This window comes from Halalkalicoccus paucihalophilus (assembly GCF_001593955.1).
Lineage (GTDB): Archaea > Halobacteriota > Halobacteria > Halobacteriales > Halalkalicoccaceae > Halalkalicoccus > Halalkalicoccus paucihalophilus.
The window spans coordinates 428339-445469 of sequence record NZ_LTAZ01000004.1 but is presented as its reverse complement, the minus strand read 5'-3'; the positions used below and the strand labels follow the sequence as shown (position 1 = coordinate 445469).

The window sequence follows — 17131 nt, the reverse complement described above, 5'->3', positions numbered from 1 at the left end:
CGGCGACCCCCCTCCGAAATCGTTTTTTATCCCCTTCGCACAGGGTCAGTATGCCGACCGAACCCGAATCGGAGTACGACCCTTCTCTCGGACGCAAGTTCATCTTCGTGACCGGGGGCGTGATGAGCGGCCTCGGCAAGGGGATCACCGCCGCGAGCACCGGCCGCCTGCTGAAAAACGCCGGCTTCTCGGTGACGGCGGTGAAGATCGACCCGTATCTGAACGTCGACGCCGGGACCATGAACCCCTACCAGCACGGGGAGGTCTACGTGCTGAAAGACGGCGGCGAGGTCGATCTGGACCTCGGGAACTACGAGCGGTTCCTCGACATCGACATGACGTTCGACCACAACGTCACGACGGGCAAGACCTACCAGCACGTCATCGAAAAGGAACGCGCCGGCGATTATCTGGGAAAGACCGTCCAGATCATCCCCCACATCACCGACGACATCAAACGCCGCATTCGGGAGGCCGCCGAAGGTACTGACGTCTGTCTCATCGAAGTCGGCGGGACCGTCGGCGACATCGAGGGGATGCCCTATCTCGAAGCGTTGCGCCAGTTCGCCCACGAGGAGGACGACGAGGGCATCCTCTTCGCCCACGTGACGCTGGTGCCGTACTCGAAAAACGGCGAGCAGAAGACCAAGCCGACCCAGCACAGCGTCAAGGAACTGCGCTCGATCGGCCTCCAGCCCGACATCGTCGTCGGGCGTTGTGACGACCGTCTGGAGCCCGAAACCAAGGAGAAGATCGCCCTGTTCGGCGACGTTCCCACCGAGGCCGTCTTCTCTAACCCCGACGTCGAGGACATCTACGAGGTGCCCCTGATGGTCGAAGAGGAGGGCCTCGACGAGTACGTCATGGAACGGCTCGGCCTCACCGGAGAGGCCCTCCCCGAAGGCGAGCGCGAAAACGAGTGGCGCGAACTCGTCACGCAGGAGGCGGACCAGGAGGTCGACGTCGCGCTCGTAGGCAAGTACGCCCTCGAGGACGCGTATCTCTCGATCCACGAGGCGCTGAAACACGCCGGCCTCGAGCGGAACGTCGAGGTCAACATCCAGTGGGTCGATTCCGACGAGATGGCCGCCGCCCACCAGGAACGACTGGAGGACGCCGACGGGATCGTCGTGCCCGGCGGGTTCGGATCGCGTGGCACGCGCGGGAAGATCGAGGCGGTGCGCTACGCCCGTGAGAACGACGTGCCCTTCCTCGGGCTCTGTCTGGGATTCCAGATGGCGGTCGTCGACTACGCCCGGCACGTCTGCGGGCTCGAGGGTGCTCACTCGGCCGAGATCGACCCCGATGCCCGCCACCCCGTAATCGACATCCTCCCCGAGCAGTACGAGGTCGAGGACATGGGCGGGACGATGCGTCTCGGTGCCCACGACACCGATATCGAGTCGGGAACCCTCGCGAGCGAGGTCTACGGCGGCGCGAGCGCGTGTACCGAGCGCCACCGCCACAGGTACGAAGTGAACCCCGAGTACATCGAGCGTCTGGAAAGCGAAGGGCTCACCTTCTCGGGACGAGCCGGGAACCGTATGGAGATCCTCGAACTCGATTCGCACCCCTACTTCCTCGGCACGCAGTTCCACCCCGAGTTCCGCTCGCGGCCCGGCCGGGCGAGCCCGCCCTTCATCGGGCTGGTCGATGCCGTCCTCGAACGCACCAGTCAGGAGGTCGAAGTCTGATGGTGAACCCCGAGGAGTTCATCGACGAGGCGGTAACGGGGATCCGCGAGGAGATCGGCGACGCCAACGCCGTGATCGCGCTCTCGGGCGGGGTCGACTCCTCCGTGGCCGCCGCGCTGGCCTACGAGGCCGTCGGCGACCAGCTCACACCCGTCTACGTCGACACCGGGCTGATGAGAAAGGGCGAGACCGAACAAGTGAGTGAAACCTTCTCGTATATGGAGTCGCTTCGAGTGATCGACGCCGAGGAGCGCTTTCTAGAGGCACTCTCGGGCGTGACGGACCCCGAGGAGAAGCGCGAGGTAATAGGGGAGGAATTCATCCGCGAGTTCGAACGCGAGGCCCGCGAGGCCGACGCCGATTATCTGGTGCAGGGGACGATCTACCCCGACCGGATCGAGAGCGAGGGCGGCATCAAGTCCCACCACAACGTCGGCGGCCTCCCCGAGCGGATCGATTTCGAGGGGATCGTCGAACCCGTCCGTGATCTGTACAAGGACGAGGTCCGGGAGGTCGCGCGCGAACTCGGCCTCGAGGAACTCGTCGCAGAACGCATGCCGTTCCCGGGTCCGGGACTCGCAGTTAGGGTCATCGGCGAGGTCACGGAGGAGAAGCTAGAGGTGGCCCGCGAGGCGTGTCACGTCGTCGAGGACGAGTTAGAGGAGTACGAGCCGTGGCAGGCGCTCGCGGCCGTGATCGGCAAGGCCACGGGTGTCAAGGGCGACAACCGAGTTCACGGCTGGGTCGTCTCGGTCAGATCGGTCGAGAGCCGGGACGGCATGACCGCCCGCGCCCAGGAGATCGACTGGGAGACGCTTCAGCGCATCCAGAGCCGCATCACCGGCGAGAACGAGAACGTCGCGCGCGTCGTCTACGACGTGACCCACAAGCCGCCGGCGACCATCGAGTACGAATGAACGCCATCATCGCCGGTGAGGACGCCGAGGGACTGGGCGAGGCGCTCGAAGCCGAGGGGTTCGACGTGAAGCGAATCGAGGGCTTTGCCGACCGCGAGGCGCTCGAATCCGCGGGCATCGAATCCGCGGACGTCTTTGCGATCACCGACACGGTTCACGCGACGGGCATCCCGGTCGCGCGCGAACTCAACGAGGACCTTCGGATCGTCGTGTATGCCGCCGATTCGCTTCCGGAGTTCGCCCGCCCGCTCGCGGATCTGATCGTCGACCCCGACCTCCTGAGCCCCGACGCGGTCGCACAGGAGCTGTAAGCGACCGCCGTATTTTTGTGACGATCCGCCGAAGGGGGGCTATGACACTCGATCGCTACGGGGAACACGGCCTCGATCCCGACGAGGGCGAGGTCGAAAGCACGGAACTGGTGGTAGAGGACGACGTGCTGGTCAAGGCGTTCGCGCTCGGGCCGGGCGCGAAACTGGCGGCGCACGAACACGGCGACTCGACGAACGTCTTTCACGTCCTCGAAGGGACCGTGACCGTGCTTCAGGAGGACGAAGAGGAGGCGACCGCCGCACCGGGTGTCGTCCTCCACGAGCGCGGGATCGCCCACGGCGCGCGAAACGACACCGACGAAGTCGTGGTCTTCACCGCGAGCCTCTGTCCGCTGCCATCGTAGGGCGAGTCACCCCTCGTTTTCGTCCGCATCGAGGTCGCGGGCGGCGAGGCCGACCAGATGCGAGGCCTCCTCGACGATGATCTCACGGGTTCCCAACCGAACGGCGTTCTCGCTGCCGGGGAGACAGAAGACGGGGACGCCGTCCGCGATTCCGGCGATCGCCCGCGTGGCGACGACGTGGGTGTCGACCTCCTCGTAGGAGAGCCGTCGAAACAGTTCGCCGAAGCCGGGAAGCGTCTTGCTCAGTAGCGGCTCGACGGCCTCGACGGTCACGTCGTCGGGGGTGACGCCCGTGCCGCCGGTCGTGACGATGAGGGTCACGTCGTCGCGATCCGTGAGGTTGTCCACCGTCTGCTGGACCTTGTCGAACTCGTCGGGGATGAGTTCGCGGTGGGTCAGTTCGATGCCGTGGTCTTCGAGGATCTCGATTATCGCGTCACCCGAAGGGTCCTCGCCGGATCCGCGCGAGGACGACACCGTCACGACGCCCGCCGAGATCTCCTCTGCATCGTGGACGTGGTGGTCGTGATCCCGTTGGCCGTGATCGTGATCGTGCTCTCCGCCTTCCTCGTGGTGGTCGTGTTCGTTCTTGCGGTCGTCGTGTCGTGTTTCCTCGGCCATAGTCGGCCTTCTCGCGCCACCGTCTAAAAGGCCGCCACCAGTACAGTTTTGGGCACGGTAGCCATGCCCACGCGTATGGACGCAGTCCAGTTCGCGGAACACGGCGACCGGGAGGTAATCGAGTACGGCGAGTTCCCCGACCCCGAAATCGAGAGCGACGAGGTGCTCGTCGACGTGAAAGCCGGCGCGCTGAACCATCTGGACATCTGGACGCGAAAGGGCCTACCCGGAATCGATCTCGAGATGCCCCACGTCCCCGGAAGCGACTGTGCGGGCGTCGTGAGCGAAATCGGGGAGGACGTCACCCGATTCGAGGAGGGCGACCGCGTCGCCCTGCTTGCGGGCGTCGGTGACGAACGCATGGACGACCCGACGCTCGACCTCCGATTCCACATCATCGGCGAGCATGTGAGGGGAGTCCACAGCGAGTACGCCGCGATCCCCGAGGCAAACCTCGTTTCGGTTCCCGAGCACGTGGAATGGGAGACGGCCGCCGCGGCTCCGCTGGTCTTCCAGACGGCGTGGCGCATGCTGATCGAACGCGGCGAGCTTCAGGCCGGCGAGGACGTTCTGGTACTGGGGGCCTCGGGAGGCGTGGGTCACGCCGCAGTGCAGGTCGCCGCCCACGCGGGCGCGACGGTATATGCGACGGCAAGTTCGGACGAAAAGTTGGAGTACGCGGAGGGGATCGGCGCCGACGAGACGATCAACTACGCCGAGGCGGAGTTCGGCAGCGAGATCAAGTCGCTGACCGACGGGCGAGGCGTCGACATGGTGGTCGATCACATCGGCGAGGCGACGTGGGACGAGTCCTTGAAAAGCCTCGCGAAGGGCGGACGGATCGTTACCTGCGGGGCGACCACGGGCCCCAATCCGGACGCCGGGCTCAACCGGATGTTCTGGAACCAGCTCTCGGTGATCGGCTCGACGATGGCCACCCCCGAGCAGGCGGAAACGGCCCTCTCGCTGGTGTGGGACGGTACCTTCGAGCCCAAAATCCGGGAGACGCTGCCGATGAGCGAGGCCGCCCGCGCCCACGAGATCATCGAGGAGCGCGAGGGATTCGGAAAGGTAGTTGTGGTTCCGGACAGTGAACTGTAGGTAATGAGCGATGATCGGGGGTACGTCTACGAACCGGGGGTCGAGCGGACGACCAGCCCCGACGAGCGGGAGTTCGACTGGCGGGGCTGGACGCTCGTCGGCGTGATCGTCTTCGCGTTCCTCGTCGCGCCCGCGGTCATCCTCTTTCACCCGCCCGAGGCGGTGCCCTTCTTCGTCGCGTATCTCGTACTTCCCCTGCTTCCGGCCGTGCTGTTGGGATTCGTGGCCGTCTGGTCGACGACGCGCTAGTTCGAGAGGTCCACGGGACCGACCCGCTCGACCTCGTTTGAGAGATCCTCGATCCGGTCGACGGGCCCGCGGACGAACATCGCGTGGGCCATCAACCCCGCGGCGAGCGCGGAGGTGGCGATTACGGCAGGAACGATCCCGACGGCCGTGAACGCGCCGATCAGCCGCCCGAGGACGACGCTTCCGGCGATACCCAGCAATACGAGGTCGTAGTACTGAAGTCCCATGTCCAGTCAGAGCGGAGCCGACGAAATAAGGGTTCGGCCTACAGTCCGGCCGCAACCCGTCGAAGGACGGCGCTCGCGCCCGCGGTAATGGGTTCACCGTGGCCCGGCGCGCCGTAGTCGAAAGTCGGGGTTCGCTCCGACAGGTCTTTGATGCTCTCGTGGTTTCGCTCGGCGTCCGCACACAGCCAGCCGGTCATGGGCTGGAGAGTGCTCTCGGACTCGCGCACGCAGTCCCCGAGGAAGGCGATATCCAGTTCCTCGTGGAGGTAGACCATATGACCCATCGTGTGGCCCGGCGTGTGATACGCTCGAAACCCGCCGATCACCTCGCCGTCGGTCACCGGAACCGAGGTGAGGTCGGGGAGATCGAGGTTCCGTCCCAGAACGCGCTGGGTGAGGCCCTTCTTGTCGAACAGCGGCGGTTTCGCCGCCCCCGTCACGTAGGTCGCGTCGGGTTCGCCCGCGTGGATCGGCGCGTTCAGTCCGAGCGAGGCCAGCGCCCCGACGTGGTCGTAGTCGTAGTGAGTAAGCAAAACGCGGTCCACGTCGACGACGGCGTGGCCAAGCGCTCGGATCCCCTCGCGGATCGCCTTCGCGTCGCTCGGGACCCCGGCGTCGACCAGCGTGAGATCGCCATCATCGACGAGATAGACGTTCGAGGGACCGTCGACGAGGCGATAGACGCGACTGGCGAGTTCCATACACCCGCTTCTCGCGCCGGAGACAAAAAATCCCCTCAGTGACCCCGTCGAAATATCCGATGAGTGAGGTTTCGGAAGCCGTAATACGGGGCACAGACCCAGGGGGACGAACCGGTGGAAGATCGTAGCCGTCTTCGGGTATTCACACGAGCTTATCGCGTCGGAACGCGTCTTAGGCAGCGATCGAACGTGAAGACCCAATACTACACGGCAACGAGCGTCGACGGGTATCTGGCGGACGAGGACGACTCCCTCGAATGGCTCTTTCAGTTCGGCGAAGTCGAGGAGATCGAGGGCGTGAGCGATGACCACGCCCGATTCGTTGACCAGGTGGGCGCCTTGGCCATGGGCTCGACGACCTATGAGTGGCTCATCGAGCACGAAGCTCTACTGGAGAACCCGGAAGAGTGGCCGTATGACGTTCCGGCGTGGGTGTTCAGCACTCGGGAGTTACCGGCCGTCGCGGGTGCGGACATCCGCTTCGTACAGGGGGACGTCGCACCCGTGTACGCGGATATGGTGAAGGCCGCGAATGGGGGGAACGTCTGGCTCGTCGGTGGCGGCGACCTCGCCGGACAGTTCCACGACGTCGGGCTGCTGGACGAGATCGTCCTCAGCGTCGCTCCCGTCACGCTCGCTTCCGGCGCGCCGCTCCTGCCGCGCCGGATCACCGATCCGCCCCTGAAGCTGGTCGACGTGGAGAAACAGGGGGACGCCTTCGCGGTTCTGACCTACGAGGTGCAAACGGTCCGCTGAGAACTGAATGATGGGACGCCCCAACGCCTCCGTTCCCCCTGCGCTGCTCGCCAGTCGTGTTTCTCGGAAAGGATTTGGATAACGGCCGTCAGTCGTTATTCGAAGTCACGGCGCATCGCGATCTCGAACCACGGACACAGGCGGAGTTGGCGGTACCACTTCGGGTTGTCGTACAGGCGCTCGTAGGGCACCCACAGCAGGCCGGCGACCTCGTCCTCGTCGGGGTCGAGCGCCGTATCGTCGAGCGTGCATTTCAGCACCGAGCAGACCTCCCATTCGAGGCCCTCGTTGGGGTAGTAGCGTTTGTACTCGAACTTGTCGGTCAACCGGAGGTCGGTGTACTGACCAGGCTGAACGCCGAGTTCGTCGGCGAGTCGTTCCTCGGTAGCCTCCTCCTGGGTCTGGCCCTCGACGGGATGGGAGGCGACGGTACCGTCCCAGTAGGTGTCCCAGAGGCGTTTTCCGGGGCTTCGCTGGGCCAGCAGGATCCGCCCGTCGTGATCGAACACGAGCGCCGTAAACGCCCGATGACGGACCCCGTCGCCGGTGTGGGCTTCGAGGCGGTTGACGACGCCCTGTTCTACATCATCGGAATCGACCGCGACGACGTTCTGGCGGGCGTTCTCGTGGGTCTCCTCGCCCGCGGTGTCCTGAACGCTCATACCCCGATATCAGCGAGTGGGGTCAAACACCCTTCGGTTCGGGCGGAACCGGGTCGTAGCCGTTGCCGACGCGAACAGCGAGGGTTTGCGGGCGAACCCGACACGAGAGGCGATCGAACTGGGAGATCTCGCCGTCGAAACTGAACGATACCGACCGTCCGTCCCTGACCTCGACGGTCAGTGAGGAGGCGGTCATCCGATGAATGGCGCTCACCTCGCCACCGAGCAGACGCCGGGTTGCAGTTTCGCGGACCAACTGGCCCGTCGAGACGTCCTCGATGATCGTCACCTCGAATAGGCCGTCCTCGACGTTGGCCTGCTCCTGTCCGCCCGCGGGGAACCGTCGGGCATTACCGATCAGGACGAACATCGCGTCGCCGTCCCAGATCTCGTCTTCTTCCTCGGCGTGGACGTGCAGCGGGATCGCCTCGAAATCGCGCATTCGGTTGATGGTGTTGAAGACGTACGCGAGTTCGCCGAACCGGCCCTTCAGCTCCGAGGACGTGCTCTCGCTGGCGTCGGCGGTCAGCCCGCAGACACAGGAGTTGACGAACAGTTCGTCGCCGGCGACACCCAGATCGATCCGGCGGGTGTCTCCGTCGGCGAGCAGTGAGAAGCCGTGTTCGACGCTCTCGACGCCCATGTTGCCCGCGAAGTTGTTGCCCGTGCCGGCGGGGATTACTCCGAGGGTCGTCGAACCGAGGGCGTCGGCCTCGTCGATCCCGCGGACGACCTCGTTTACCGTTCCGTCGCCGCCACAGGCCCCGATCCGGGTCGTGCCCGCCTCGATGGCCTCGCGCGTCAGCGAGACGGGTTCGCCCGCCTCCTCGGAGACCGCGAGGTCGAACCCGTACTCGGTCGCCAGTTCACGGATTTCCGAGATGTCGTCGTCGGGTCCGCCGCTTTCGGGATTTACCACGACGACGCAGTCGTCTTCGTCTCCGGCCATACCCGATCGTCGAGACGCAAGCGCAAAGGGCTGGCGACACTCAGGGGGGATATGCTCTCGCTCGATCTCCACACCCATACGCGGTTCTTCCACGGCCACGACCGTCTGGCCCATCGATTCGACCCGTATGGCCACGCCGCACTCGCCGCGTTCGCCAAGCGTCGCGGACTCGACGGGGTCGCCCTAACGAACCATGACTACTACCGGCCGCTAGGCAGCGCTCTCGACGGGTTTCTCTCGATACCGGGAATCGAGATCTCGACGACGGAGGGCCACGTCGTCGTCCTCGGCTCGGACCCGCCGACCCGGACGAAAAAGGGGGAACTCACGCCCGAGGAGGCGGTCGAATTGGCTCACGACCGGGACTGCGTGGCGATCATCGCCCACCCGTTTCGCAACAGCACGATCCGCGAGACCGACATCGCCTTCGACGCCATCGAGTGCAACGGCAAACACCCCCGGACGTGGCCGCTGGTCCGTGAGCTCGCGGAAGAACGGGGGATACCGCTGGTCGGCGGCAGCGACGCCCACTACCCCTTCGAGGTCGGTCGCGCCTACACACGGATCGACGCCGATCCGACCCCCGAGTCGGTCGTCGAGGCGATCCGGCGGGGTCGCGTCGAACCCGAGGTCGCGGGCGGACCGTTCGCCCGCCTCCTTCGGCGGGGCTATCAGCAGGTCCACGAACGCAAGGGCCAGCTCACGGAGACCACACCGGGGATCGGGACGCCGCCGGAGAGCTAGCGGGCTAGCGCTGCTCGTCGAGGATCAGCCGTGTCGTGGTACTGACGATCTCGTCCATGTCCCGGGCACGCGTGATGAGGTCGTTGACGCCGGTCGTGTCGGCGGCGTCGACGATCAGGACGACGTCCGCCTCGCCGCTGACCTGCCAGACGAAGTCCACAGGATCCCACTCGGCCAGTCGCCTGGCGACCCCGGTGGTGTCGACCGCGACGTCGACGCCCAGTTCGATCATCGCCTTGATGTTTCCCGTTCGCGTGGCGACAGTAAAGCGCTCGATAACGCCCGTCTCGAGCATCCGGTCGACCCGGTTTCTGACCGTCCCCTCGCTGGTGCCCACGCTATCGGCGATTTCGGTGTAGGGGATTCGCGCGTCGCGTCGGAGCACGTCGAGGATCTCCCGATCCAACTCGTCCATTGAGGTCTTCGGCTTAGTCGCCCGGCCGCTTTATCGTTACGAAATTCGTAACTTCGCTTCGAAAGCAAGGTTTATACCCGGTCTGTTCATACGCTTCTCGTAATGTCGGACGCCTACCTGGCACTCGAGGGGGGTCGTGTTCTGGAAGCGCGCGCGCGTGCACCGGGGACGGCCCGAGGGGAGCTAGTCTTCACGACCGCGTATACGGGCTACGAGGAGAGCCTGACCGACCCCTCCTACGAGGAACAGGTGTTGACCTTCTCCTATCCCCTGATCGGGAACTACGGCGTTCGAGACGAGCGATTCGAATCCGACCGGATCCACCCCACCGCGGCCGTCGCGCTCGAACTGACCGACGACGTCGCCGAGTGGCTCACGGCGGAAGGAGTCCCCGCGATCGACCACATCGACACGCGCGATTTGGTCACCGAGATCCGCGACGAGGGGGCGATGAAGTGTGGGATCGCTGCCGGTCCCGAGGTCACGCCCGAGGACGCACTCGCGGAACTCGACGCCTGCAAGGGGATGAGCGAGCACACTGATATCGGCGCGCAGGTCAGTGTCGACGAGCGCTACGTCGTCGAGGGTGAGGGCGAGTACGACGTCGCGCTGATCGACTGTGGCGCGAAGGGGTCGATCACCTCCTCGCTGACCGACCGGGGCGCGGACGTCCACGTCCTGCCCTACGACACGACACCCGCGGAGATCCGCGAGCTGGATCCCGACGTGCTCTTCATCTCGAACGGGCCGGGCGATCCAGCGAACTTCGGGGCCGCCCAAGAGTTGGTCGAGGAGTTCGTCGGCGACCTGCCGATCGCGGGGATCTGTCTCGGCCAGCAGGTCGTCGCCCGGGCACTCGGCGGCGAGACCGAGAAGATGGTCTTCGGCCATCGCGGCGTCAACCAACCAGTCAGGGATCTGCGCTCCGGACGGGTGGTGATGACGACGCAGAACCACGGTTACACCGTCTCGGAACCCGGTGATCTCGACGTGACGCAGGTCAACGTCAACGACGACACGCCCGAGGGACTCGACAGCGACGAGTTGGGCGTCCTCACCCGCCAGTATCACCCCGAGGCCAACCCCGGGCCCCACGACTCGCTGGATTTCTTCGACAGGGTCCTCGAACTGGTCGACAGGCCGGTCGCGACCGCCGATTAGGGCTTCCGGCAGGGGTGGTATCGTTCGTCGAGTCGTGGGCGACACCCCAGCCGAGGGGCGATCAGAACGGTGGTCGCCGCGAGGAGCGCCAGGAGTATCCAGTCGGGCAGGTCCCCCAGAACACCGAGATCTGAGAGGAATCGACGAGCACGAGTACCCCTCCGATGGTCACAGAGAGGTCTCCAACGAGACTCCCGACGAGGGGAGCGGTTCTATCGTCCTGTGATACGAGGGCAGTCGTCTCACTGATGAGCCACGTCCAGTGGCGGTGTTTGACGAGGTATCCGACGACGAGGAGGACGCCACCGACGACTAGATTCCCGCCACCAGTTGTCAGTCCGAACGCCACACTGGACGGTGCGCAAAACGGGCTATTAACCCTTCGGCCGGGAGAGCGCCCGAAGCGGAACGCCTCCCGAATCGAGAACGGGGGTCCGGTGTTTTAGCGACGGTCGTCCGGTCGGATTCTAGACCGCGCTCGGTTCGGTCCACGTCATCCGAACCGTGTTTCGGGGCGTGCCCCTGAGCCCCTCGTGGCTCACGACCTCGAGGGTGCGATCCTCCGCGTCGGGCGTGAAGGGTGCAGCGATCATGAGGCGGGCGACGTCGGCCCGCGGGATCCGCCCCGAGACCGAATCGCCGCCCTCCCCGACGACGACCTCGCCGGTCGGCGGGCCGTTCGTCAGCCCGCCGGGCCGGAGGATCGTATACGTCAGCCCCGACTCCCGGAGGTGGCTCTCGGAGTCGTCTTTCGCCCGCAGGATCGGCCCGATGAGGAGCCGAGCGGGAAGCGGTAGCCCCGCCTTCGCGTCGCCGACGCCAAGCGAGGACTCGAAGACGAAGTGTTCGACGCCCTCCTCGCTCGCGGCGTCGACGAGGTTGATCACGCCCTCGCCGTCGACGAACTCGCCGAAAAGCGCGTCGAGCCCGGGTGTCGTCCCCACGGCACAGAACACGGCGTCGACGTCACGCACCGCCCGGTCGGCGTCGGCCAGATGCAGGAGGTTCCCGACGATCACCTCGTCGGCTCCCAGGCGCTCCAGTCGACCGACGTTCGCCGGGTCGCGCGTCATCGCGCGCACGTGGAGGTCGGTGTTCCGAAGGAGGTTCAGGACCTCGCGACCCGTCTTCCCGCTCGCGCCCGCTACCAGGACGGTTTCGATAGCCATGGCTCGACTGAGAGGCCCGAGCGGGTTGAAGGTTTACCCGGCAGTTACCGGCCCCACTCGGCCTCGCGCACGGGGCGATCGGAGACCGCCCGCACGTCGAGGGGATCGTCGCGCGCACGGAGCGCCTCGAGGGCCGCCTGCACGCTCGGGGCCGTCGAGTAGTAGGTGACGTCCTCCTCGACGGCGGTGTGGAGCGACTCACGGTCCCGCGTGATCACGAGATCGACCTTGCCCTCGCGGATCGCCTCCGGCACGTCGTCGAACTCCTTGACCTCGTAGAACTCCTCGAACCCGTCGACGTCGAGGTCGATCACGGCGGTTCCACCCCGCGGCAGGACGGCCCCGGCGGCCTGCTGGGCCTTCCAGTAGGCCTTGCCGAAGGAGTCAGCGGTGCCCATGACTTCCCCGGTCGATTTCATCTCGGGGCCGAGTCGCGGGTCGGAACCGGGCAGGCGGTCGAACGGCAGAACGACCTCCTTGACGCTGGTCTGTTCGGGAATCCCCTCGTGCACATCGAGATCGTCGAGGCTCGACCCGGCCATCACCTGTGCGGCGACCTTCGCGATCGGGACTCCGGTAGCTTTCGAGACGAAGGGAACGGTACGCGAGGAACGCGGATTGGCCTCCAAGACGTAGACGTCTCCCTTGTAGACAGCGAGTTGGACGTTGAGCAGTCCTACCGTGTCGAGCGCGCGGGCGATCTGTTCGGTCACCTCGCGGATGCGCCCCATCGCGTCGGCCTCGAGCCAGCGCGGCGGGATCATACACGCCGAATCCCCCGAGTGGACGCCGGCGCTTTCGACGTGCTCCATGATCCCGCCGATCAGCACGCGCTCGCCGTCGGAAACGGCGTCGACGTCGAGTTCGACGCCGCCTTCGAGGAACTTGTCGACGAGGATCGGCTTGTCGGGGGCAACCCGCACCGCCTCCTCGATGTACTCCGTGAGTTCCGCGTCGGAATCGACGACCTCCATCGCCCGCCCGCCCAGCACGTAGGAGGGGCGAACGAGCACGGGATAGCCGATCTCGTGGGCGAGATCGAGCGCCTCGGCCTCGCTCGTGGCAGTGCCGCCCTCGGGTTGGGCGATGCCCAGTTCGTCCATGAGTCCGTTGAACCGGTCGCGATCCTCCGCGAGGTCCATCGCGTCGACGGCCGTACCCATGATCTCACAGTCCAGCCCACGACGCTCGATCTCCTGCTCCAGCGGTTCGCCGATGTCGACGGAGGTCTGGCCGCCGAACTGGATCATCGCGCCGTCGGCACCCGTGGCCTCGATCACGTCCGCGACCTCCTCTGCGGTGATGGGTTCGAAAAAGAGCCCGTCGGAGGTGTCGTAGTCCGTCGAAACGGTTTCGGGGTTGTTGTTAACAACGTGGGCCTCGATGCCGTTCTCGCGGAGCGCCTGGACGGCGTGAACCGTACAGTAGTCGAACTCGACGCCCTGCCCGATGCGGATGGGGCCACCCCCGACGATCACGACGCTCTCGACGTCGGTATCGACCTGCACCTCGTCGCGACCCAGCCGGTCGCCGCGGGCGCGTGCGGAGTAGTAGTACGGCGTCGAGGCGGCGAACTCGCCGGCGCAGGTGTCGACCTGTTTGAAGTCCCGCTCGGGCGCACTCGCCTCGACTGCGTCGATCGCGCCGCCGTCGGCCTGTGGGATCGTCGAGGCCTCGCTGGCGTCGATCCCCGCGGCGACCTGTGCGTTCGTAAAGCCGATCTCAGCCGCACCCGCGAAGTCGCCGTTCTGAGCGGCGTCGGCCGCCTCGGCGACGTTCTCGTAGCGCTCCGTGTACCACTCCTGAATGCCGGTGAGCTCGCACACTTCCTCGACCGAGTAGCCCCGCGAGAAGGCCTCGAACATCCCGTAGTGGCGATCCGGCGAGGGCGTCTCGAGGTAGTCCCGTTCGAGTTCCTCGTCCGAGAGGTCGTCCCACTCGACGTTGGGGTCGTATTCGGTGGAACGAAGCGCCTTCAACAGCGACTCCTCGAAGGTCCGCCCGATTGACATCGCTTCTCCCGTACTCTTCATCGCGGTGCCGAGTTCGAAGTCGACCTCGTCGAACTTGTCCTTGGGCCAGCGCGGGACCTTCGTCACGACGTAGTCGATCGCGGGCTCGAAGGCGGCGGTGGTCTCGCCGGTGATCTCGTTGTCGATCTCGTGGAGCCGTTTGCCCAGCGCGACCTTCGCGGTCACGCGCGCGATCGGGTAGCCCGTCGCCTTCGACGCCAGCGCCGACGAGCGAGAGACCCGTGGGTTGACCTCCACGACGCGGTACTCGCCGCCGGGCGTGCCGTCGTCGCGCCAGGCGAACTGGATGTTACAGCCGCCCTGGATGCCCAAGTCCCGAATGACCTCCAACGCGGCCGAACGCATCTCCTGGTGGCCGTCGTCCGGGATCACCTGCGAGGGCGTGACCACGGTGGACTCGCCGGTGTGGATGCCCATCGGGTCGATGTTCTCCATGTTGCAGATGATGATACACGAGTCGTCGGCGTCTCTCATTACCTCGTACTCGAGTTCGACCCAACCCGAAATGGACTCCGTGATCAGCACCTCGCCGTTCCGGGAGAGGCGAAGCCCCTTGCGAACGGACTCCTTTAGCTCGTCCATTTCCTCGACGACGCCCGATCCGCTCCCACCGAGCGTGTAGGTCGTACGCATGATCACGGGCAGGCCGCCGACGGCCTCGACGGCGTCCTCGACCTCGCCGACGGACTCGATGGTCCGCGAGCGGGGCATCGGCTGTCCCAACTGCTCCATCCGGTGGCGGAACTGGTCGCGGTCCTCGGTCGCGTAGATGGTATCGAGGGGCGTGCCCATGATCTCGACGTCGTGTTCCTCGAGGATGCCCTCTTCCGCGAGCTCGGCGGTGACGTTCAATCCGGTCTGGCCGCCCAGCCCCGCGATCACGCCGTCGGGCTGTTCTTTCCTGATTATCTCCCCGATGGCTCCAGTGGTGATGGGTTCGATGTATACTTTGTCGGCCATCTCGGGGTCGGTCATGATCGTCGCGGGGTTCGAGTTGACGAGGACGACTCGGACGCCCTCCTCCTGTAGTGCTCGGCAGGCCTGCGCGCCCGAGTAGTCGAACTCGGCGGCCTGTCCGATCTGAATCGGGCCGCTCCCGATGAGAAGGATCGTCCGTTGCTCCCCGTCGACCGTGTCCTCGTCGGTCATCACCCGAACCCAGTTCGCACATCGTAATAAGAGAAACGATACGTTGTGAAAAGCGAAGCCGAATTTCGAGATTCGAAGCCTACTCCGAGGGTTCGACTTCGACCTCGACGGCGTTCGGCAGAAAGGCGTTCGCGGCGTAGCCGCCCTCGTTCCAGGGATACCGGCCCGAATCGAGGGCCCCAAAGCCTTCCTCGGGCGTGCCGATCGTTGCGGGCTGGGTTCGGCCCCGGTCGTCGCTCGCCCGCGAGACGAGCGTGTGGGCCCCCGGCGTCGCCTCCCACGAGGTCCGAAAGAGCCGCCACGCGCCCGCATAGTCGGGACCGAAGCGCTCGGCTTCCGTCCAACTGTCCCCGCCGTCGAACGAGACTTCTACCTTCTCGACCGAATCGTCGCCCGCCCACGCGACCCCGCAGACGTCGACCGAGCCCGCGCGGACCGGTTCCTCGCCGTCGGGCGCGCCGATCAGCGACATGACATGCTGGTCGAACGTGTAGGGGTGATCGATTTCTTCGGAGCGCAGTTGGTCCCACGTGTCGAACGTCTCGACGGTCGCCATCGGCTCGGGACTCTCGCCCGCGGGGTGGATCCGGTAGTCCTCCTGTTGCCATCTCGCGTGACTCCCCGGCCTGTCGAGAGCACCCTCCGTCACCATCGAATCGGCCAGACGGAGCTCGTCGAGCCATTTCACGCTGTTGACGCCGTACCAACCGGGGACGAGAAGCCGGACGGGATAGCCGTGTTCGGCGGGGATGGGTTGCCCGTTGACACCCACGGCGAGGATACACTCGTCGGTCGCCTTCTCGAGGGGGATCGACCGGGCGAAGACGCCCTCCTCGCCGGGGTCACCGCCGATCGCGGTCAGCCAGCCCGATTCGGGGAGGTCCTCGGCATAGGCGCGTAGCACCGAACTGAGGGGAACGCCCGTCCAGACGGCAGTGGCGGCGGCCTCGAAGCCCCACTGAACGCTTGCGGTCTCGGGGTCGTGCTGTCCGCGACCGTTTCCCGCACACTCCATCGTGTGGGCGACCGCGACCGTCGGGAAGCGCTCAGTGAGCTCGGCCACGGAAGCCTCGCCGTCGAGACCGCCCGAAAAGGAGACGGTCCACGAGTCGTCCTCGATCTCGGGGATCGCGTTGCGATGACAGACGAAGTGCTCCTCGACGGGCGTCAACCAGTTCGCATACGTTCCCCGGCTCGCGGCCCCGACGACGGTGTAGCGGTCGGCCTCGTCGCGGACCTCGCGGACGCCGGGTTTCCGTTCGAGGATCGCCTCGATCTCCTCGCGGCGTTCCCGCGAGCGGTCGATGGTAGCCATACATCCAAATGAACGTTCGGCCACAAACCGTTTGTCCCGCCTCAGGCCGGCCGGTCGTATTCGCTCTCGAACTCGCGAGCCTTTCGATAGTCGTCGACGAACGCCTCGACGTCGAACTCGAGCATCTGCTCCTCGAACGAGGTGGCGGCCTCGTCGTCCTCGCTGTGGCTGATCGCATGATCCATCAGCTCGACCAGCAACTCGACGACAATGACGTGGAGTCTTCGAGAATCGAAATCCGTCAGCCAGAGCATCGAGTAGCCCACCTGGCCGTTCTCCGAGACGTCCTCGGCGACGACCTCCTCGGGGAACTCCTCTAGGACGATCCCCATGACGTGGGGCGTGCCGAACTCCCCGAACTCGTCTTCGGTCTCGACGGTCTCTCTGAGCACCTCGACGATCGCCTCGGGGACGAATCTGGATGGAGGGTGGACGTCCATCACGACGGCGTGGCGCTCCCCGCAGGAACAGGCGTACTCGCGCATCCCCATGTCCAACTGGGCGAGCGAGACCGACTCGCCACAGGGGAGTTCGATCGCCTCGTCGCCGGGAACCCGGGGCGTTGCCATCGCTCTTTCTTACCTCGTCAATC

The 17131-nt window shown here is 65.7% G+C and carries 20 protein-coding genes; 9 read left to right on the top strand and 11 right to left on the bottom strand.

Annotated features, from left to right (window positions below):
- Positions 1-50: 50 nt before the first annotated feature.
- The 4 genes from HAPAU_RS07445 to HAPAU_RS07430 are packed head-to-tail and all read left to right on the top strand — an operon-like array spanning position 51 to position 3287.
- The gene (locus tag HAPAU_RS07445) at positions 51-1694 is read left to right on the top strand and encodes a CTP synthase (protein ID WP_066381186.1); all 1644 of its coding nucleotides are present in this window, start codon (positions 51-53) and stop codon (positions 1692-1694) included.
- On the top strand, positions 1694-2611 hold the full coding sequence (gene guaA, locus HAPAU_RS07440) for a glutamine-hydrolyzing GMP synthase (RefSeq protein WP_066381182.1): 918 nt from the start codon (positions 1694-1696) through the stop codon (positions 2609-2611). Before HAPAU_RS07445 ends, guaA begins: the two co-directional genes overlap by 1 nt.
- Positions 2608-2922 (top strand): DUF7126 family protein, encoded by a 315-nt coding sequence (locus HAPAU_RS07435; protein WP_066381181.1) that lies wholly within the window; start codon positions 2608-2610, stop codon positions 2920-2922. Before guaA ends, HAPAU_RS07435 begins: the two co-directional genes overlap by 4 nt.
- A 41-nt stretch (positions 2923-2963) precedes the next feature.
- Complete coding sequence (locus HAPAU_RS07430; protein ID WP_066381180.1) at positions 2964-3287, top strand: cupin domain-containing protein; 324 nt, start codon at positions 2964-2966, stop codon at positions 3285-3287.
- A 6-nt stretch (positions 3288-3293) separates the two neighbouring features.
- Here the strand turns inward: HAPAU_RS07430 and HAPAU_RS07425 are convergent, their stop codons facing one another.
- Positions 3294-3908, bottom strand: a complete 615-nt coding sequence (locus tag HAPAU_RS07425) for a MogA/MoaB family molybdenum cofactor biosynthesis protein (protein WP_066381178.1) — start codon at positions 3906-3908, stop codon at positions 3294-3296.
- Positions 3909-3983: 75 nt separating this feature from the next.
- On the opposite strand from HAPAU_RS07425, the gene HAPAU_RS07420 reads away from it, so the two are divergent.
- Both HAPAU_RS07420 and HAPAU_RS07415 read left to right on the top strand, forming a co-directional pair.
- A complete protein-coding gene (locus HAPAU_RS07420) occupies positions 3984-5009 on the top strand; it encodes a zinc-binding dehydrogenase (RefSeq protein WP_066381176.1) in 1026 nt (341 codons plus the stop codon).
- 3 nt (positions 5010-5012) lie between these two features.
- On the top strand, positions 5013-5258 hold the full coding sequence (locus HAPAU_RS07415; protein WP_066381174.1) for a hypothetical protein: 246 nt from the start codon (positions 5013-5015) through the stop codon (positions 5256-5258).
- Here HAPAU_RS07415 and HAPAU_RS07410 read toward each other — a convergent pair.
- Together HAPAU_RS07410 and HAPAU_RS07405 are read right to left on the bottom strand one after the other, a co-directional pair.
- Complete coding sequence (locus tag HAPAU_RS07410; RefSeq protein WP_066381172.1) at positions 5255-5485, bottom strand: hypothetical protein; 231 nt, start codon at positions 5483-5485, stop codon at positions 5255-5257. The genes HAPAU_RS07415 and HAPAU_RS07410 overlap by 4 nt on opposite strands.
- Before the next feature lie 38 nt (positions 5486-5523).
- Positions 5524-6186, bottom strand: a complete 663-nt coding sequence (locus tag HAPAU_RS07405) for an MBL fold metallo-hydrolase (protein WP_066381170.1) — start codon at positions 6184-6186, stop codon at positions 5524-5526.
- 189 nt (positions 6187-6375) lie between these two features.
- On the opposite strand from HAPAU_RS07405, the gene HAPAU_RS07400 reads away from it, so the two are divergent.
- Positions 6376-6942: a dihydrofolate reductase family protein gene (locus tag HAPAU_RS07400; protein ID WP_066381168.1), complete on the top strand. Its 567-nt coding sequence runs from the start codon at positions 6376-6378 to the stop codon at positions 6940-6942.
- A 95-nt stretch (positions 6943-7037) separates the two neighbouring features.
- On the opposite strand, the gene HAPAU_RS07395 is transcribed toward HAPAU_RS07400, so the two are convergent.
- Positions 7038-7604 carry an NUDIX hydrolase gene (locus HAPAU_RS07395; protein WP_066381166.1) on the bottom strand — a complete coding sequence of 189 codons (567 nt, stop codon included), beginning with the start codon at positions 7602-7604 and terminating at the stop codon, positions 7038-7040.
- A gap of 22 nt (positions 7605-7626) precedes the next feature.
- Positions 7627-8553, bottom strand: coding sequence for a diacylglycerol/lipid kinase family protein (locus HAPAU_RS07390; protein WP_066381164.1), 927 nt, complete (start codon positions 8551-8553; stop codon positions 7627-7629).
- Between the two features lie 51 nt (positions 8554-8604).
- Between HAPAU_RS07390 and HAPAU_RS07385 the strand changes: the two genes are divergently transcribed.
- The gene (locus tag HAPAU_RS07385) at positions 8605-9297 is read left to right on the top strand and encodes a CehA/McbA family metallohydrolase (protein ID WP_066381162.1); all 693 of its coding nucleotides are present in this window, start codon (positions 8605-8607) and stop codon (positions 9295-9297) included.
- Between the two features lie 4 nt (positions 9298-9301).
- Here HAPAU_RS07385 and HAPAU_RS07380 read toward each other — a convergent pair whose 3' ends face one another.
- The gene (locus HAPAU_RS07380; RefSeq protein ID WP_066381160.1) at positions 9302-9712 is read right to left on the bottom strand and encodes an Lrp/AsnC family transcriptional regulator; all 411 of its coding nucleotides are present in this window, start codon (positions 9710-9712) and stop codon (positions 9302-9304) included.
- A 102-nt stretch (positions 9713-9814) separates the two neighbouring features.
- Here HAPAU_RS07380 and carA point away from each other — a divergent pair, with 102 nt between their 5' ends.
- Positions 9815-10873, top strand: coding sequence for a glutamine-hydrolyzing carbamoyl-phosphate synthase small subunit (gene carA / locus HAPAU_RS07375; RefSeq protein WP_066381159.1), 1059 nt, complete (start codon positions 9815-9817; stop codon positions 10871-10873).
- A gap of 61 nt (positions 10874-10934) precedes the next feature.
- Here the strand turns inward: carA and HAPAU_RS07370 are convergent, their stop codons facing one another.
- The 5 genes from HAPAU_RS07370 to HAPAU_RS07350 form a co-directional block, all read right to left on the bottom strand.
- Positions 10935-11222 (bottom strand): hypothetical protein, encoded by a 288-nt coding sequence (locus tag HAPAU_RS07370; protein WP_066381158.1) that lies wholly within the window; start codon positions 11220-11222, stop codon positions 10935-10937.
- A 118-nt stretch (positions 11223-11340) separates the two neighbouring features.
- Positions 11341-12042, bottom strand: coding sequence for an SDR family oxidoreductase (locus HAPAU_RS07365; RefSeq protein WP_066381156.1), 702 nt, complete (start codon positions 12040-12042; stop codon positions 11341-11343).
- A 44-nt stretch (positions 12043-12086) separates the two neighbouring features.
- On the bottom strand, positions 12087-15224 hold the full coding sequence (gene carB, locus HAPAU_RS07360) for a carbamoyl-phosphate synthase large subunit (protein ID WP_066381154.1): 3138 nt from the start codon (positions 15222-15224) through the stop codon (positions 12087-12089).
- 79 nt (positions 15225-15303) lie between these two features.
- Positions 15304-16539, bottom strand: coding sequence for a molybdopterin-dependent oxidoreductase (locus tag HAPAU_RS07355; protein ID WP_066381152.1), 1236 nt, complete (start codon positions 16537-16539; stop codon positions 15304-15306).
- A 41-nt stretch (positions 16540-16580) separates the two neighbouring features.
- Entirely contained in the window at positions 16581-17108 is a 528-nt protein-coding gene (locus tag HAPAU_RS07350) for a DUF5815 family protein (RefSeq protein ID WP_066381149.1), read from the bottom strand.
- Between the last annotated feature and the right edge of the window lie 23 nt (positions 17109-17131).

Coding starts and splice junctions, on each gene's coding strand:
- carA (WP_066381159.1), top strand. CDS start 9,815: ATGTCGGACGCCTACCTGGCACTCGAGGGGGGTCGTGTTCTGGAAGCG.
- HAPAU_RS07435 (WP_066381181.1), top strand. CDS start 2,608: ATGAACGCCATCATCGCCGGTGAGGACGCCGAGGGACTGGGCGAGGCG.
- HAPAU_RS07355 (WP_066381152.1), bottom strand. CDS start 16,539: ATGGCTACCATCGACCGCTCGCGGGAACGCCGCGAGGAGATCGAGGCG.
- HAPAU_RS07385 (WP_066381162.1), top strand. CDS start 8,605: ATGCTCTCGCTCGATCTCCACACCCATACGCGGTTCTTCCACGGCCAC.
- HAPAU_RS07430 (WP_066381180.1), top strand. CDS start 2,964: ATGACACTCGATCGCTACGGGGAACACGGCCTCGATCCCGACGAGGGC.
- HAPAU_RS07350 (WP_066381149.1), bottom strand. CDS start 17,108: ATGGCAACGCCCCGGGTTCCCGGCGACGAGGCGATCGAACTCCCCTGT.
- HAPAU_RS07395 (WP_066381166.1), bottom strand. CDS start 7,604: ATGAGCGTTCAGGACACCGCGGGCGAGGAGACCCACGAGAACGCCCGC.
- guaA (WP_066381182.1), top strand. CDS start 1,694: ATGGTGAACCCCGAGGAGTTCATCGACGAGGCGGTAACGGGGATCCGC.
- carB (WP_066381154.1), bottom strand. CDS start 15,224: ATGACCGACGAGGACACGGTCGACGGGGAGCAACGGACGATCCTTCTC.
- HAPAU_RS07365 (WP_066381156.1), bottom strand. CDS start 12,042: ATGGCTATCGAAACCGTCCTGGTAGCGGGCGCGAGCGGGAAGACGGGT.
- HAPAU_RS07425 (WP_066381178.1), bottom strand. CDS start 3,908: ATGGCCGAGGAAACACGACACGACGACCGCAAGAACGAACACGACCAC.
- HAPAU_RS07445 (WP_066381186.1), top strand. CDS start 51: ATGCCGACCGAACCCGAATCGGAGTACGACCCTTCTCTCGGACGCAAG.
- HAPAU_RS07410 (WP_066381172.1), bottom strand. CDS start 5,485: ATGGGACTTCAGTACTACGACCTCGTATTGCTGGGTATCGCCGGAAGC.
- HAPAU_RS07380 (WP_066381160.1), bottom strand. CDS start 9,712: ATGGACGAGTTGGATCGGGAGATCCTCGACGTGCTCCGACGCGACGCG.
- HAPAU_RS07420 (WP_066381176.1), top strand. CDS start 3,984: ATGGACGCAGTCCAGTTCGCGGAACACGGCGACCGGGAGGTAATCGAG.
- HAPAU_RS07390 (WP_066381164.1), bottom strand. CDS start 8,553: ATGGCCGGAGACGAAGACGACTGCGTCGTCGTGGTAAATCCCGAAAGC.
- HAPAU_RS07415 (WP_066381174.1), top strand. CDS start 5,013: ATGAGCGATGATCGGGGGTACGTCTACGAACCGGGGGTCGAGCGGACG.
- HAPAU_RS07405 (WP_066381170.1), bottom strand. CDS start 6,186: ATGGAACTCGCCAGTCGCGTCTATCGCCTCGTCGACGGTCCCTCGAAC.